This is a genomic window from Caldisalinibacter kiritimatiensis (assembly GCF_000387765.1).
GTDB classification, from domain to species: domain Bacteria; phylum Bacillota; class Clostridia; order Tissierellales; family Caldisalinibacteraceae; genus Caldisalinibacter; species Caldisalinibacter kiritimatiensis.
The window spans coordinates 39,686-55,588 of record NZ_ARZA01000287.1; the positions used below are offsets into that span (position 1 = coordinate 39,686).

A 15,903-nucleotide genomic window follows, 5' to 3' on the forward strand; every position below is an offset into this window, starting at 1 on the left:
CTTCTACTCCCTTTTTTTACTTTCTTTATCATCAAGTGCAGTAAGCATTATAATAGGCAGTCTATCATCATATTTTTCCTTTAATTTGCGACAGGTTTCAAATCCATCCATACCTGGCATCATTACATCTAATATAACTAACTTTATCTCTGATATATCTGAACTTAAAACCTCTTCTCCACTACTATATTCTATTACCTTAAAATCATATTGAATCAACAGCTCTGTAATCATCTGTCTAGCATATGGATCATCATCAACTATTGCAACTGTTTTTGTTGTATAGTTTGTCATTAGTTATCCCTCCTCTCCAAATCCCCTTTCATAGCTTTTTCAATAGCTATCCTAAACTTTTCTAATCCAAGTTGACTCTTATTAGATACTAAATAAACACGCTCATTAAGCTTTCTCTTTTCATCTGATGACATTATTTTGGCAGTTAAAATCACAACAGGTATATCTTTTAATTCTTCATCCTTTTCTAATTGATTTAGTATTTCAAACCCATCCATTTCTGGCATTATTAAATCAAGTAGTATAATATCTGGCTTAACTGTCCTCGCCTTATCAAGTCCAGCTCTTCCATTAATAGCTGTATAGACTTGGCAATTATAACTAGTCAATACCTCACTTATAATTTCTAATGCATCAAGTTCATCATCGATAGCTAGTACTTTTCTTGTACTATGTTCATCATATTGGTTTATAGATAACACTTTTTCTACAATTGTCTTTAATGATTCCTTAGAAATTGGCTTCATTAAATATTCAAATGCCCCTAAAGCCAAACCTTTCTCTTCTTCTGGAAGAACAGAAATAATTATTACGGGTATATCCTTTAGCTTTTTATCTTCCTTAAGTTTAGCTAATACATCCCATCCTGTTATGTCTGGCAAAATAATATCAAGTATAATAAAGGATATGTCATCTTTAAGATTGTAGGCTGTTTTAAGAGCATCTTCACCATTTTTAGAAAGTATTACATCAACGTTTAAAGTATTTAAATATTCTGTAACTAAAGTAGCACTAACATCATCATCCTCAATCACTAACGCCCTATGTTTTCTGATATCACTATCAACTTCCTTTATTTGAAGTTCACTTATCTCATCTTGATTATTTATTACTGATAAAGAATTAATTTCAACCCTTGAAAGTGCAGGAATCTCTACTTTAAAGGTACTACCTTTACCTACTTCACTTTCTACAGATAATTTACCTCTAGCCAATTCAACTATTTCCTTTACTAGACTTAGTCCTAGACCCGTACCTTCATATCTTCTATTCAAATTACAGTCCAGCTGAACAAATGGATTGAAAATTACATCTTTTTTATCATCAGGTATGCCAATTCCGGTATCAGTTACTTCAATATTAACTATGTCATCCATTCTATAAACCTTTAAATAAACATGTCCACCATCAGGAGTAAATTTGATTGCATTTGTTAATAAATTGTGTACTACCTGCTTAATCTTACTTCCATCTACTTCTATAGATTCAAGTCCCTCTCTTTGGAAATCTGATTTTAGCTCTATTTTCTTTTCTTTAGCCATTTCCTTAACTAATACTAAGCTATTTTTTAATACCTCAATCAAGTCTAGTTTCTTTGCTTCCCACTCTATCTTCCCTGATTCAATTTTTGATATATCTAAAATATCGTTAATTAGATTCAAAAGTTTTTTTCCACTCTTATATACTTTTTCAATATAGTTAAGTTGTTTGCTATTTAACTCTCCTGCTATTCCTTGATGTAATAATTCAGAAAAACCTATTATCGAATTAAGAGGAGTCCTTAACTCATGGGACATGGTCGCTATAAACTCAGTTTTAACCTTGTTAGCCATCTCTATTTTTGCCTGATATTCCTTCTGTTTTGAGATATCACTGAAAACTACCACAGTGCCAGCATTATTGTTAAGCTCATTATAGATTGGAGCTAGACTAAGTAAACATGGTACCAGATGTCCTTCTTTAGACTTAACAATAACTTCCATACTCTTTTCTGATGATTTGCCTGTAAATAAACACTCTCCTTTTTCACAAAACTTTTCATTATCTTGATTAAAAATTGTTATGATATTACAACAAGTTTTTCCTATAACATCAGCCGCTTTATATCCTGTAATCTCTTCTGCTCCTTTACTCCATGTCTGAATTTCTCTTTTTCCGTTTATACTAAATATTCCTTGAGCGGAACTTCTAAGAACGGCTTCAGCATAATTTTTCTGATGCTTAATCTCAGTGTTTTTTTCTTCAAGTTTCTCGATTAATTTTTTTATAGAATTATACTGTTCTATATTGTGTATACCTATACCCAACTGAATTATCAGCTTTTGCAGTTCAGTCTTTTCACTGTCAGTAAAATCAATAGATGTTGCAAATACTATTACACCTATTAGCTTATCTTGGAATTTTATTGGTAAACCAATTACTTTTTTGGGGTTTATTCTATTTGCTCCTGTATCCACTCCCCACTCATCACTACCATTTGTAATTTCTACTTTATCTCCAGTTAGTGCTACTTGCCCTACTAATCCTTCTCCTAATGCAAAATATTCTTTAACGTTTTTATCTATCATATAACCATTATTTAATACTAAACGATTTTCCCACTCATCGTATAAATAAATACTAACCGAAAGTATATTTTCCAATTTTTTTAAATTATTAATTAATTCTTTAAAAACCTCATCACGCTCAAAATCTGTAGCTATTGTCTTAAGCATTTCATTGCTATACTGTCCAATTCTAAGGGCTTTAGCCATATCATTAAAGTTTTTCGCTAAGTAGCCTATTTCACTGTCATCTTTTATGCATATACTTTGATTGAAATTACCATCTCTAATATATTTAATTCCATTAGTAATCTTAAGTACAGGTTTAGCTATTTTTTTATCTAGTAAATATATGACCATAACGACTATTATAATTACAAAGATAATAAGTAAATAAGCTAAGATATTACTGGTTCTCTTAAGAGCTTTTAGTTGGGCATAATAACTATTTAGTTGTTGCTCATATTGGATTTCTATATCCTCGATAAGATTATCCATTAGTTTTGATTTAAGTACTATATTTGAGTGGAATATCTCCATTGCCCTATCTACTTCACCATTTTCATATAGATTGAGTAATTTAATTGCATCTTGATGGAGTTCTTTATGAAGTGCCTTTAATTGAAGAATTGTATCTTGATTGGCATCTAATGTTATCTCATTTATCCATTTTCCAAGTTTACATCTAGTATGAGAGGTCTCAATTTCTAGAGGGTGTTCGCTTAAGAAAGCCATCTCTAGTTCATTTAACCAGGAAAAGTGATAATAACGAGCATTAGCAAGCTGCGTTTGCTCAAAACTTTTTTTATTAATCATTGATAAAATACTATGTTCTTTATCCAGTATTAAATACTGAATCCATGACTGTAATATTATCAAAACTAGTAAAATAATCGAACCAAATATTAAAGTTTTTCTAATGCTTTTTTTATATCTCATAAACACCCCCTATTTTGTTTTTCAACAATTATCTAAACATTACGACATTTTATATATTATAATTTCGGTAAAAAAATGAAAATCCCTTCAAAATTATTTAAAAAAATGTTTATAGAGGAAATTTGATGATTATTGTAGAAATATTAATATAGAAGCTAATTCTGTTGTTAAAATATAGGAGGGAGGGGTTTTTTGAATTATACTTTTAAAAATAAAAAATTTTTAATTTTGATTGTATTGTGTGTTTTTCTTATTTTCTTATGCTATACCAATTATCTTTTGTATCACACAGTTATAGAATTATTTTCGGTAATAATTGCTTTTTCATTAACCCTAATAGCTATTAATACAACTGATATATGTAAAAACAATTTGATAACCTATCTTGGACTTAGTTATGGATTTGTAGCTTTATTTGACCTTTTACATCTAATAGCTTATAAAGGTATGAATATATTAAGTACTAATAGTGCTAATCTGGCAACACAGTTCTGGATAATAGGAAGGTATATGGAAGCTCTATCATTAATTATAGCTTTACTTCTCCTAAAGAAAAACTTTCCTTATAAAAAACTCTTCAGTGTTTATTCCCTCGCTTCCCTATTATTTTCTCTATTAATATTGTCCGGTTTTTTCCCTGATTGTTATATCGAAGGTACAGGACTAACTCTATTTAAAATACTAAGTGAATATATAATAATTTTGATTCTAGTCTATGGTATATTTTTACTATATAAAGCTAACAGCTTTGATAAAACCATAAAAAAACATCTTTTAATTTCATATACTTTAACTATTGTCGGTGAATTATCCTTTACTTTATATAACGATGTATATGGAGTATTAAATATGGTGGGACATTTTTTCAAATTCTTCTCTTATTGCTATATCTATATTGCCCTAGTTGAAACCTCTTTAAAAAAGCCATTTAGTACCCTTTTTATCGAACTCAACAAAAGTAATGAGTTACTTAAAACTCAAACCAGTAACTTAAATAAAATCAATAAACAGCTTAAGGAAGAAATTGAAGAAAGACAAAAAATAGAACAAGCCCTTAGACAAAATAAAGACTTTATTCAATGCATTTTAGATTCGTTAAATAATAGTATTTGTGTTATTGATAAAAATGGTAACATTGTTGGAGTCAATAAATCTTGGGTTCAATTTGGTAACGAAAATGACAAAATAGACAAGGATGATATTGATAAAAACTATTTAGAAATAACTAAAATAGCTTGTCAAAACAATGCTCCAGAAGCCTGTGAAATTTATAATGGTTTAAAAAAAGTTTTATCTAAGAAAATCCCCTATTTTGAATATGAATACCCTTGTCATTCTCCAACTGAAAAAAGATGGTTTATCATGCAGGCTACTCCTCTAGATATGAAAGACGGTGGTTCTGTTATTACTCACATAAACATTACTGAAAGAAAGAAAAAGGAAGAAAAATTACGCAAGCTATCTCAAGCAGTTGAACAGAGTTCAAGCTCAATTGTAATAACTGATTTAGATGGAAATATTGAATACGTAAATCCAAAGTTTACAGAAATCACTGGTTATTCTTATAAAGAAGCTATTGGTCAGAATCCAAGGATATTAAAATCAGGTTTTCAAGAAGATTCAGTTTACAAAAAACTCTGGAAAGATATATCCTCTGGGAAGGAATGGCATGGTGAGTTCTGTAATGTGAAGAAAAACGGTGATATCTATTGGGAATATGCATCTATTTCACCGATTAAAGATGAGGATGGTGTTATTACCCACTATATCGCCATGAAAGAAGATATAACCTCTAGAAAAAGAATAGAAAAAGAGCTTCGTCAAGCTCAAAAAGAGGCTGAACTCGCTAATAAAACTAAAAGTCAGTTTTTAGCACATATGAGTCATGAAATACGTACTCCTATGAATGGAATTATCGGTCTAACAAATATATTACTTGATATGCAGTTAACAGATGCAGCAAAAAAATATTTAAAAATGATTTATGAATCCGCTAACCTCCTTCTTAATATCATAAACGATATTTTAGATTTTTCTAAGATTGAGGCTGGCAAAATGGAATTAAAAACTACTACTTTTAATCTCAAAGAAATATCAGAAAAAACTATATCATCATTTAAATACAAAGCACGTGAAAAAAATTTAGATTTATCATATCAGTTAGAAAGTGGTATGCATTTAGATTTCAAAGGAGATATTGGGCGTATACAGCAAGTACTAATTAACTTAATCGGAAACGCAATTAAATTTACTGAAAAAGGCTCTGTTACCCTTAAAATCTCTGAAATTTCTTCAAGTCCTAAAAGAGCAACTATTAAATTTGAAGTTATTGATACAGGAATCGGTATCCCTAAGGAGAAACAAAGTAAGCTTTTTAAAAGCTTTAGTCGTATAACTAATAATGGGTACAACCAAAAGGGAACAGGTTTGGGTCTTGCTATTTCTAAAAAGATGATTGAGTTAATGGGTGGTGAAATTGGAGTAGACAGTACTCCTGGTATAGGAAGTACATTCTATTTTAGTATTCCTCTGCAGATTTCAGAGCAGAATCAAGACAGTCATTTTTCCGAGGAAACTATAAAAGACAATATTAATACTATAGAAAGCAATAAATTAACTAGTAAAAAGCTCGATATCCTTCTAGTAGAAGACAATGAGGTTAATAGGGAACTTGACTTAGTTCTACTTGAAAGGAAGGGATGGTATGTTGATACTGCCATTGATGGTGAAAAAGCCATTGAAAAATATAAAAATCATGACTATGATTTGATTTTAATGGATATACAAATGCCTAAAGTTGATGGGTTTGAAGCGACTAAAATAATTAGAGGATTAGAGAAAGATGTTAATGAACACATCCCTATAATTGCGATGACTGCATATGCAATGAAGGAAGATAAGGAAATGTGTTTAAAAAATGGTATGGACGATTATATATCAAAGCCAATAAATGCTGAAGAGCTATATAGAAAAATATTTAAAAATGTGTTCGTAAATCAAGATATTGATATTACTAAAAAAGAAGTAGTCAATAAGTCGAAAGAATATATATTTAAGCTAGAAGAAGCCCTATACAATACAGATAATAATAAAGAACTTCTTCAAAGATTATTAAAAATAATTCTGAAAAACTATCCGAATCAATTAACCTCTATAAAGGAATCTATAAATACTAATAATTCGAAACAATTACATAGAAATGCACACGGTTTAAAGGGGACTTTAAGTAACTTCACCAGTGGTATACCTTATCAGTTGGCTTATCAGCTAGAAGTAATGGGAAAAAATAATGAGCTAGATAAAGCTATAGAAATTTATAAGCAACTAGAAGAAGCAATGAGCAAATTTGAAGAAGTTGCTACATCAATTGATTGGGATAACTAAAAAAGAATAATAGGACAGAGAACCTGTCCTATTATTCTTTTTTATCATCTTCAATTTTAAACTTATTAATAGCATCTTCAAGTTCTTTGGCTAGTGTATTAAGTTCTTCTGAATAAGATTTTGCTTCTTCCATAGTAGCCAGTTGTTCCTCAGTTGATGCTGATACTTGTTGAGTTGCTGCTGAAGTCTGTTCAGATGCAGCAGAAAGATTCTCGATTATTCCTACTATTTCATTTTTCTTTTCTGTCATATCATCGCTATAATTCTTTACTTCTATCATTTTCTCTATAAGAATCTTTACAGAATCGGATATTTGAGTAAATATATCCTTTGTTTCATTTACTGCTTTGTCTTGGTCTTGAACCACTATTTTAGCTTTTTCCATAGACTTCACAGCATTTGATGATTGAGCTTGTATTCCTGATATAAGTTCTTTGATTTCATTTGTTGCATTAGAAGCTTGTTCAGCTAATTTTCTGACTTCTTCAGCTACAACTGCAAAACCTTCTCCATATTCTCCTGCTCTAGCAGCTTCTATTGCTGCATTTAAGGCAAGAAGATTAGTTTGTTCTGCTATCTCAGAAATTGTATCTGTAATAACTCCTATTTCCTCTGTACTTTTATCTACTCTTAATACTAATTCATTTACTTCCTCTGATGATCTCCTATTATCTTCATTTTTTTCTATTAATATTTTTACAATCTGTAGTCCTTTATCCGTCAACTGATTTGCATTATTAGATATTTTACTCATACTATCAGCTGATGATGATACAAGCTCTATTTTCTTTGCTAATGTATTAACTTCTACTGCTCCTTTTTCTGTATCCCTCGCTTGTTCTTCAGTACTCTTTGCTATTTCTTCAATAGTATTTGCTACTTCATCAGCTGCTGTAGCTGTTTGTTCTGTAATATCTCTAAGAGATTCTGACGTTCTTAAGACTACATTAGATGATTTTTTTATAGCTTTTATTAAAATACTAAATTTGTCCAACATTACATTAAATCTTTCTCCTATTTGCCCTATTTCATCCTTTGATTTAACATTAACTGTTTTAGTTAAATCACCATTAGAAGCTTTAGCAAAAGATTGTTTTAATAAGTTTATAGGCTTAGAAACATTTGAAGCAAATATAAACGCTATAATTATAGCTATAATAATTCCTATTAAACCAATGATTAATGTAAAAAAAGCTATAACATTTGTATCTTCTGTAAGTTCACTATATTGTAAAATAGAAAACAATTTCCATTCAGTTACTTCATTAGTATTGAAACTTAAAAAATTCTTTTCATTTTCATAAGTATATTCAGAAAAACCTTCTTTATTAGATTTTGCATATTCCCAAAATTCTTGCTTTAATGCTGCATCAGTTCCTACTAATTCTTTATTAGGATGAAAAATCATTGTTCCATTTTTATCAGTAGCAAATATGTATCCACTTTTACCTACTTTCGTATTGGACAAACTATCGGCTAAATCCTTAAGACTTATATCAATACCTACAACTCCAACAACTTTGCCATATTCAACTACTGCTTTGGCAGCTGTAATCACCATTTCACCTGTACTTGCATCTGCATATGGTTCTGTCCAAACTACTTTATCTTCATTTTCTACTGCTTTTTTATACCAAGGTCTATCTCTAGGGTCGTAATCATCTGGAAGTTCATCTTTAGGATAAATATACATATTACCATTTGAACTCCCAAAATATGTCCACAGCAGATTTGGATTACTAGAATGGGTATTTTTCAATAGTTCTAAAGCAACTTGTTTTTTTGGGTGTTCCCTAAATATCGTTTTTTCTTCTTTAACAACCATTGTTTTTTCATCTATTTGTGCAAAACTTGAATTACTTGCCATTGTAATTACTTGATGCTCAATCCCTTTTAAAAACAAAGTAATTGATTCATTTATTTTTTCTAATGCCTGTGAAGTTGTAGTAGATAAATTCCTTTTTATTATTGTCAATGATTTTTGATATGAAAAAATACCTAATAATATAAGAGGTATGATTACAGCTATCATTAAAATTAATACTATCTTATTTCTTATTTTTTTGCCTTTATTCTTTATGCCTTTTAACGATTGAGCTTTTTTCATACAGCTTTCCCCCTTTGTTTTTCGAATTTTCTTAATTTTATTTATATTGTATCATATTTTGTCAGTTTTTGGTGTTAATGTTTGTCATTATAGATTAATTTACATTACTTAAAGTGTATCATTTAAAGCTTCAAAAAATATTAAAAGGGCAGACTAAGCTGCCTTTTTATATTTACTATCTATTAAAATTTCTTGAACGATTATTTCTTGAGTTATTATTTCTTCTTCTATTTGCCTTTCTCTTATCTCTGCATTCTTTACATCTTAGTGGTTCATTATCAAATCCTTTTTGAGCGTAAAACTCCTGTTCGCCTGCTGTAAAAATAAATTCATTACCGCAGTCTTTACATACTATAGTTTTGTCTTTATACATTTTAGTTCTCCTCCTAAAAAAGTTTTATATTTAGATATTATATTTATTTTTTACATTTAGTGCTAATATAATGTATTTAACATATATAGAACTAAAATGTATAATAAAATATAATTCTATCCATATTATATTCCAATTTTCTACTATTGTAAAACATTTTTTATTATAAGCTATAACAAATTTACGCAAACAAAAGTAAACTGAGTACCATTATAACCATACCAGAAATAAGTCCATAGATAGCAATATGATGTTCTCCATATTTTTCAGCTGTTGGCAATAATTCATCTAAAGAAATGTACACCATAATCCCTGCAACAGCTGCAAATATTAAACCAAACATAGCATCATTAAAAAATCTCATTAAAATTAAATATCCTAATAACGCACCTAAAGGCTCAGAAAGACCTGAAAGAAAAGAATATTTAAATGCTTTGTTTTTATCTCCTGTCGCATAATAAATTGGAACTGATACTGCAATTCCTTCAGGTATATTATGTATTGCAATAGCTACGGCTATATTTATTCCTAAAGTTGGGTCTTCTAAAGCACTTGCAAAGGTCGCTAATCCTTCAGGAAAATTATGAATAGCTATGGCTAAAGCAGAAAATAATCCCATTCTTAATAAATCATTTTCATTTACTTCCTTCTCTGTTATATCATTTACATCACGCAGTTCATGGGGATTTTCACCGCTTGGTACAAATTTATCGATTAATGCAATTAGAGCTATTCCTGCAAAAAACGCAATTGTAGTAATCCAATATCCTTTTGTAGCTCCATAAACTGTTTCTAGTGATTCTCTTGCCTTTGGGAAAATTTCAATCATAGAAACGTAAAGCATTACCCCTGCAGAAAATCCCAAAGCTGCTGATAAAAACTTCTTATTTGTTTGTTTTGTATAAAAAGCTAATGCACTACCTATCCCCGTGGATAACCCTGCAAATAATGTAAGACCAAAAGCAAATAGTAAGTTATTCCCACTTATGTTCATAACACTTCTCCCATTCCTTTTTATTTACATTATATCATTTCAGTTCTTTATTACATAAAATATTGGTCTATCTCCTTTTTGTAAAGGCTCGCCATATACGTAAAAACAAAGTCCTTGTACATCTTTGTCTTTTAGTTTATAAACACCATTATCATCAATTACATAAATTTCATTATCTTCTGAGTTATCCATTGTAATATTGCCAGCGGATAATAATTTAATATTATAATATTTATAATCTCCTTCAGGAAATTTGATTTCATTCTTAAAGCTGTCTAATGTAGTTAAAAAGTCCTTAGCCAATACATTATCAATTTCTGCTTCTTCTTTACTTATTCTTTTTTCTTTTACCTTTAAATAATCGTTATCTTTATTGTAAAAAATTGAATATCTCTTGTTTTGTAGGACTGAATTTTCTACTAATTCAATTACCATAAGTCTAATTTGTTTATCACTAGTAATCCCCATTCTAAATTTTTCTATTTTTAAATCTATATCTGTAAGCTGTATATTAGTGGCTTCTTCAATAAATCAACCATTGAAAAATCCTGTAATTTGGGTTCAAAACTCTCAATTGATATTTGATTATTTTTTTCAGAACAACCTGTGATATTTAAAGCTAACATAAAAGCCAAAAATAATATAACTATTTTTTTCAATTCTACCCCTTCTTTCTAGTTTTTGGTATATGCTTTTAGTTGTATTGTACCATAAATGGTTTTATTTTGGTATATGGTAAATTTGAAAAATTTTATAACTATCAACTTTAATATTTACTTTCAGCTTGTACCATAATTTACAATAATATATAATATATTTAAATATCAAGGGGGATTTAGGGTGAATTCTAGCAAAGCGTTACAGTATTTCTTTTTTATCTTGATTTTAATTCCAGTTTTCTTTGTATTCTTATATGTTTATATGTATCCTACTGATACATTTATGTTTGGAAGACGATGGATGTTTGATGAAGAGCCAGAAATGAGTGAAGGGTTCATAAAATATTATAAAATTATATCTATTATTTGTATGGGTTTAGTTATAATTGCAATTATATATATGGTAATAAGGTTAGTTTTAGGTGTTTAATGTACATATAAAAAACTCTAGTGTTTCAAAAATATACACTAGAGCTTTTTTTATGTTATATATTCTCTTGTATTTCTTTCATAAATTCCGGTGATTCTACTTCTTTCCCATATAATTTTATTACAAGGGCTGCTAGAATATATCCAATAATTATCGATATTAAGGGATTTATATCTAATATAGCCGCTGGTATATATCCAACCATTATAGCTATAATAGCACATGTTACAGAGTAAGGTATCTGTGTTTTTACATGGTCTATATGGTCTGAAGCAGATGCCATTGAACTCATTATAGTAGTATCTGATATCGGTGAACAGTGGTCACCAAATACAGCACCAGTAAATACCGCACCTATTGTTGCAAATAATATATTTCCAGTATCTCCACCGCTTAACTGATATACTAGTGGTACTGCTATTGGCATTAATATTGCGGTTGTACCCCATGAGGTTCCTGTTGAAAATGCTATAATACATCCAAGGATAAATACTGCTATAGGTATAATTCCTGCTGGAACCTTTCCGTCTAATACACCGACTAAAAATTTTGCAGTACCTAGGTCTTTACATACGCTTCCTATACCCCACGCTAATACTAATACCATAATTGCAATTACTAACGACTTAGCTCCATCAATCCAAGCTTCTATAGCTTCTTTGAATGTCAATATTTTTTGTCCTAATACTAGAGCTAAAGCTACTATTGAGCCAGAAAATGATGCCACATCATTGCAACAGCTGCATTAGCATTACCAATAACTTGGCGAAGCACATCAATTGAAAATGGATTTTCTTTCAAAGCTTTTATAAGTTCTACGTTATCCCCAGCTAATACTGCACTTCGTCCATTTATATATAACCCTATAATTACCATAGTTATAACTGTTAGTACTGGAATAATGGCATTGTAAGCCCTTAATGGAATATCCTCTTTAATCTCCATTTCAGTAAGTTCTTTTGATGCTAAAGGCATCGAACCATCAGCAACTAACTTGCCAGTTTTCCTTGCTCTTCTTTCAGCCTTTAACATTGGACCATAATCTTTACCTGTGATTGCAATCATAAAAACAAACCCTAGCATAATTAAACTATAAAATCTAAAAGGTATTGATTTAATAAACATTGAATAAGCATTAGCTTCAAGCCCAATAGATGCAAAAGCATCTTTTAAAAGCCCTAATTCATAAGCTATCCACGTAGATATCAACGCCATACTAGCAACAGGTGCAGCTGTTGCATCAGTTAAAAATGAAAGCTTTTCTCTAGAAATACGACGCTTATCTGTCAAAGGCCTCATAGTTGTTCCAACAAGTAAAGTATTAGAATAATCATCAAAGAAAATTGCAAGCCCCATAGCCCAAGTTGCTACCATTGCTCTTTTAGCAGATTTTGCTTTTCTCCCCAACCACTCGGCTATGGCCTTTGCACCACCTGATTTTGCAACTATACCAATCATACCACCTAGTCCTATATCAAATACTATGATTCCCGCATTCCATTCACTAGCAATGGAACCTGCTATATATCTTTCAATAGTTTTTGAGAAACCCAGGAACACGTTTCCATTGTAGATAATAGTAGCTCCGACTAAAATTGCAGCAAATAAGGAAGGCAGTACTTGTTTAGTTTTAAAAGCTAGTATAATTGCTACCAAAGGTGGTATTAATGACCAAATCCCATAGTGGTCTAATAAATTATCCATAAAAAATCCCCCTTTCAATTTCAATTTTAAGGAAGAGTATCAAATTACTTTATAAAACTTCAAAAACAATCATTATTTTTTAGAATTTTTTGAATTTTCGTTTGTAGGTGTTTGGGTTTGAATTTCAATTTGTGTTCTAGTAATCTTGACGGTAGCATTTTATTTGCATTAATTCACAGTCTGTAATATAATTAACTCAAATAAACACGAGGAGGTTTTCATTTGCTAAAAAGAATAGGTTATGCATGTATAAACACATCTTTAAAGCCAAAAAAATTCTCTGACTGTAGGCTAAATTCTGTTTATAAATACGGGATTAATTATTTAAGAGACAAAATAATAAACAATCTAAAGCTGACAAAAGAAATATTAAATTGGAATATAAATAATGGAATATTTATGTATAGAGTTACAAGCAAGTTACTACCTTTAGTTACCCATCCTGATTTATTAAATGACTTTAAATGGAGATGGACTGAAGATGAGGACATTCTTAAGCTTATGGAAGATGTTAAAGATATAGTAAAGAAAAACAATATACGTTTATCTATGCATCCGGACCAATTCACCGTTATAAACAGCTTAAATGAAAAAGTAGTAGAAAATAGTATAATTAATCTTCAATATCATTACGAAGTACTAAGTAGATTAGGTGGAACAGATATGATTATTCATACTGGTGGAGTTTATGGTAATAAATCTGCTGCCATGGAAAGATTTATAAAAACTTATAATTCACTAGATAATAATATCAAGAAATACCTGCGCTTAGAGAACGACGATAAATCATATACTCTAGCTGATGTACTTTATATAAACAGCAAAACCTCTGTTCCAGTTGTATTAGATATTCATCATCATGTATGTAACAACAATAAAGAAATGGATATAAAAAAGGAAATAAATAAAGTAGTTGATAGCTGGACGGAAACAGAACTTATTCCAAAGCTACATATAAGTAGCGGTAAAGAAGGAAAATATGATAAAAGACATCATGATTATATAAAAGAAGAAGACATGATGTCACTTTTAGACTTAATGGAAAATATTGATTTCGACTTAATGGTCGAAGCTAAAATGAAAGAAAAAGCTGTTTTAAAAATTAAAGATTTTCTTAATTTAAAATAAATCCAATTTAAATTGGAGAGATGACAAAATGAAAAATTTTTATAAACCAAATATCGTATTAAGCGGTTGCTTAGAACATCTGCATTCTAGATATGATGGTAAAATGATAAATAATGATTTTATAAAAAAATTAAGCTTTCATGTCAATTTTATTATTATATGTCCAGAGATAGAAATCGGTCTTCCAACTCCAAGACAAGCTTTAAGACTAATAAGAAACGACCAAAATGAAGAAAGACTTGTTTTTTCAAAGACTGGAGAAGATATTACCGATAAAATGGTTTCCTTTTCAATTTCTTTTTTAGATAATATATCTAAGGAAGAAATCGATGGATTTATTGTAAAAAGTCATTCTCCTACCTGTGGCTATAATGACTCTAAAATCTACAAAGCACATGGAAAAGCTCCTATTATTCCACAAAAGACAAGTGGACTTTTTACTAAAACTATAATGGAAAAGTATCCTGACACTACTATAGAATCAGATGGTCGACTTACAAACTTCAATATAAGAGAACAGTTCCTTACTAGAATCTTTACTAATTCATATTTTAGAAAAATAAAAGAAGAAAGATCTATGGAAGCCTTAATTAAATTCCATAGTGAAAATAAGTATCTACTAATGGCTTATAGCCCTTATGATTTGAAAACACTAGGTAAGATTGTAGCTAATCATGAAAGAAAAAGTATAGACGAAATTTTAAATAAATATCATTATTACTTAAATAAAGCTCTTTCAAAGGAGCTTAAAAGAAATCGTAATGTAAATATGCTAGAACATCTATTTGGATATTTTAAAAAAGAAATATCTAAAAATGAAAAAAATTACTTTCTAGAAGTTTTGGATGACTATATTAATAAAAAAGTTCCTTTCTCTGTCCCATTAACTATTATTAACTCCTGGGTTGTAAGGTTTAAAAATGAATATTTATCAAAACAAAGAATTTTTGAGCCTTTTCCTAAAGATTTAATTGAAGTTACAGACTCAGGAAAGGGATTATAAAACGCATGATAAGCAAAATATTCTTGTCATGCGTCTCCTTATCATATACTGATACTATATTTCTATACTCTCTCCTATTGACATCACTTTTACTTCTGAGTTCTTTACCTTTTCTTTAAATTCTTCTGGATTTGCTTCTATTATTGGAAATGTATTATAGTGCATAGGTACTACTAATTTAGGCTTAATAAAATCTACAGCTTTTACTGCATCTATAATATCCATAGTATAATTTCCTCCTATTGGAATCAATGCTACATCAATATTCTCATCTTCTAGTAGCTTCATATCCATAGTAAGTCCTGTATCACCTGCATGATAAACCTTCTTACCATCTATCTCAATCAAAAAACCACATGGATTTCCTCCACAAATTAAATGGTTATCTTCAATTATACCAGAGCCATGTAATGCTGGTGTCATCTTAACTTTTCCAAACTCAAAACTTGTTCTACCACCTATATGCATAGTATGTACAGATAAGCCTTTATCAGTTAAATATTGTCCAATTTCAAAATTACAAATAACTGTTGCATTATTATTTTTTGCTATATCTACAGTGTCACGTGAACTACTCGCCATTGAAATGGCAAGCTTCGGAGTCGCAAGTTAAAAACTTGCTAC

Annotated in this window: 14 protein-coding genes; 4 read left to right on the plus strand and 10 right to left on the minus strand. The window is 29.8% G+C overall.

The window, feature by feature from the left end:
- Positions 1–3 precede the first annotated feature (3 nt).
- Complete coding sequence (locus L21TH_RS13545) at positions 4–294, minus strand: response regulator transcription factor (protein ID WP_006317668.1); 291 nt, start codon at positions 292–294, stop codon at positions 4–6.
- Positions 294–3,497, minus strand: coding sequence for a response regulator (locus L21TH_RS13945; RefSeq protein ID WP_006317670.1), 3,204 nt, complete (start codon positions 3,495–3,497; stop codon positions 294–296). Before L21TH_RS13945 ends, L21TH_RS13545 begins: the two co-directional genes overlap by 1 nt.
- Before the next feature lie 192 nt (positions 3,498–3,689).
- Between L21TH_RS13945 and L21TH_RS13950 the strand changes: the two genes are divergently transcribed.
- Positions 3,690–6,881, plus strand: a complete 3,192-nt coding sequence (locus tag L21TH_RS13950; RefSeq protein ID WP_006317672.1) for an MASE3 domain-containing protein — start codon at positions 3,690–3,692, stop codon at positions 6,879–6,881.
- Between the two features lie 31 nt (positions 6,882–6,912).
- Here the strand turns inward: L21TH_RS13950 and L21TH_RS13560 are convergent, their stop codons facing one another.
- From L21TH_RS13560 to L21TH_RS14415, 5 genes are all read right to left on the minus strand, one after another.
- Positions 6,913–8,988 carry a methyl-accepting chemotaxis protein gene (locus tag L21TH_RS13560; RefSeq protein WP_006317674.1) on the minus strand — a complete coding sequence of 692 codons (2,076 nt, stop codon included), beginning with the start codon at positions 8,986–8,988 and terminating at the stop codon, positions 6,913–6,915.
- Between the two features lie 175 nt (positions 8,989–9,163).
- The gene (locus L21TH_RS13565) at positions 9,164–9,361 is read right to left on the minus strand and encodes a zinc-ribbon domain-containing protein (protein WP_006317676.1); all 198 of its coding nucleotides are present in this window, start codon (positions 9,359–9,361) and stop codon (positions 9,164–9,166) included.
- Positions 9,362–9,542: 181 nt separating this feature from the next.
- The gene (gene zupT / locus L21TH_RS13570) at positions 9,543–10,355 is read right to left on the minus strand and encodes a zinc transporter ZupT (RefSeq protein ID WP_006317678.1); all 813 of its coding nucleotides are present in this window, start codon (positions 10,353–10,355) and stop codon (positions 9,543–9,545) included.
- Between the two features lie 39 nt (positions 10,356–10,394).
- Positions 10,395–10,823, minus strand: coding sequence for a hypothetical protein (locus tag L21TH_RS13575; protein WP_006317680.1), 429 nt, complete (start codon positions 10,821–10,823; stop codon positions 10,395–10,397).
- Positions 10,824–10,846: 23 nt separating this feature from the next.
- Entirely contained in the window at positions 10,847–11,014 is a 168-nt protein-coding gene (locus L21TH_RS14415) for a hypothetical protein (RefSeq protein WP_006317685.1), read from the minus strand.
- A 181-nt stretch (positions 11,015–11,195) separates the two neighbouring features.
- Between L21TH_RS14415 and L21TH_RS13580 the strand changes: the two genes are divergently transcribed.
- Entirely contained in the window at positions 11,196–11,444 is a 249-nt protein-coding gene (locus L21TH_RS13580) for a hypothetical protein (RefSeq protein ID WP_034430338.1), read from the plus strand.
- Positions 11,445–11,499: 55 nt separating this feature from the next.
- Here L21TH_RS13580 and L21TH_RS15160 read toward each other — a convergent pair whose 3' ends face one another.
- Both L21TH_RS15160 and L21TH_RS15165 read right to left on the minus strand, forming a co-directional pair.
- Entirely contained in the window at positions 11,500–12,171 is a 672-nt protein-coding gene (locus L21TH_RS15160) for a Na+/H+ antiporter NhaC family protein (protein WP_006317687.1), read from the minus strand.
- Entirely contained in the window at positions 12,147–13,148 is a 1,002-nt protein-coding gene (locus L21TH_RS15165) for a Na+/H+ antiporter NhaC family protein (RefSeq protein ID WP_006317688.1), read from the minus strand. Before L21TH_RS15165 ends, L21TH_RS15160 begins: the two co-directional genes overlap by 25 nt.
- Positions 13,149–13,370: 222 nt before the next feature.
- Here L21TH_RS15165 and uvsE point away from each other — a divergent pair, with 222 nt between their 5' ends.
- Together uvsE and L21TH_RS13595 are read left to right on the plus strand one after the other, a co-directional pair.
- Positions 13,371–14,276: a UV DNA damage repair endonuclease UvsE gene (gene uvsE, locus L21TH_RS13590; protein WP_006317689.1), complete on the plus strand. Its 906-nt coding sequence runs from the start codon at positions 13,371–13,373 to the stop codon at positions 14,274–14,276.
- A 28-nt stretch (positions 14,277–14,304) separates the two neighbouring features.
- Positions 14,305–15,279, plus strand: coding sequence for a YbgA family protein (locus L21TH_RS13595; RefSeq protein WP_006317690.1), 975 nt, complete (start codon positions 14,305–14,307; stop codon positions 15,277–15,279).
- 54 nt (positions 15,280–15,333) lie between these two features.
- Here L21TH_RS13595 and L21TH_RS13600 read toward each other — a convergent pair whose 3' ends face one another.
- A complete protein-coding gene (locus L21TH_RS13600) occupies positions 15,334–15,861 on the minus strand; it encodes a metal-dependent hydrolase (RefSeq protein ID WP_006317691.1) in 528 nt (175 codons plus the stop codon).
- Between the last annotated feature and the right edge of the window lie 42 nt (positions 15,862–15,903).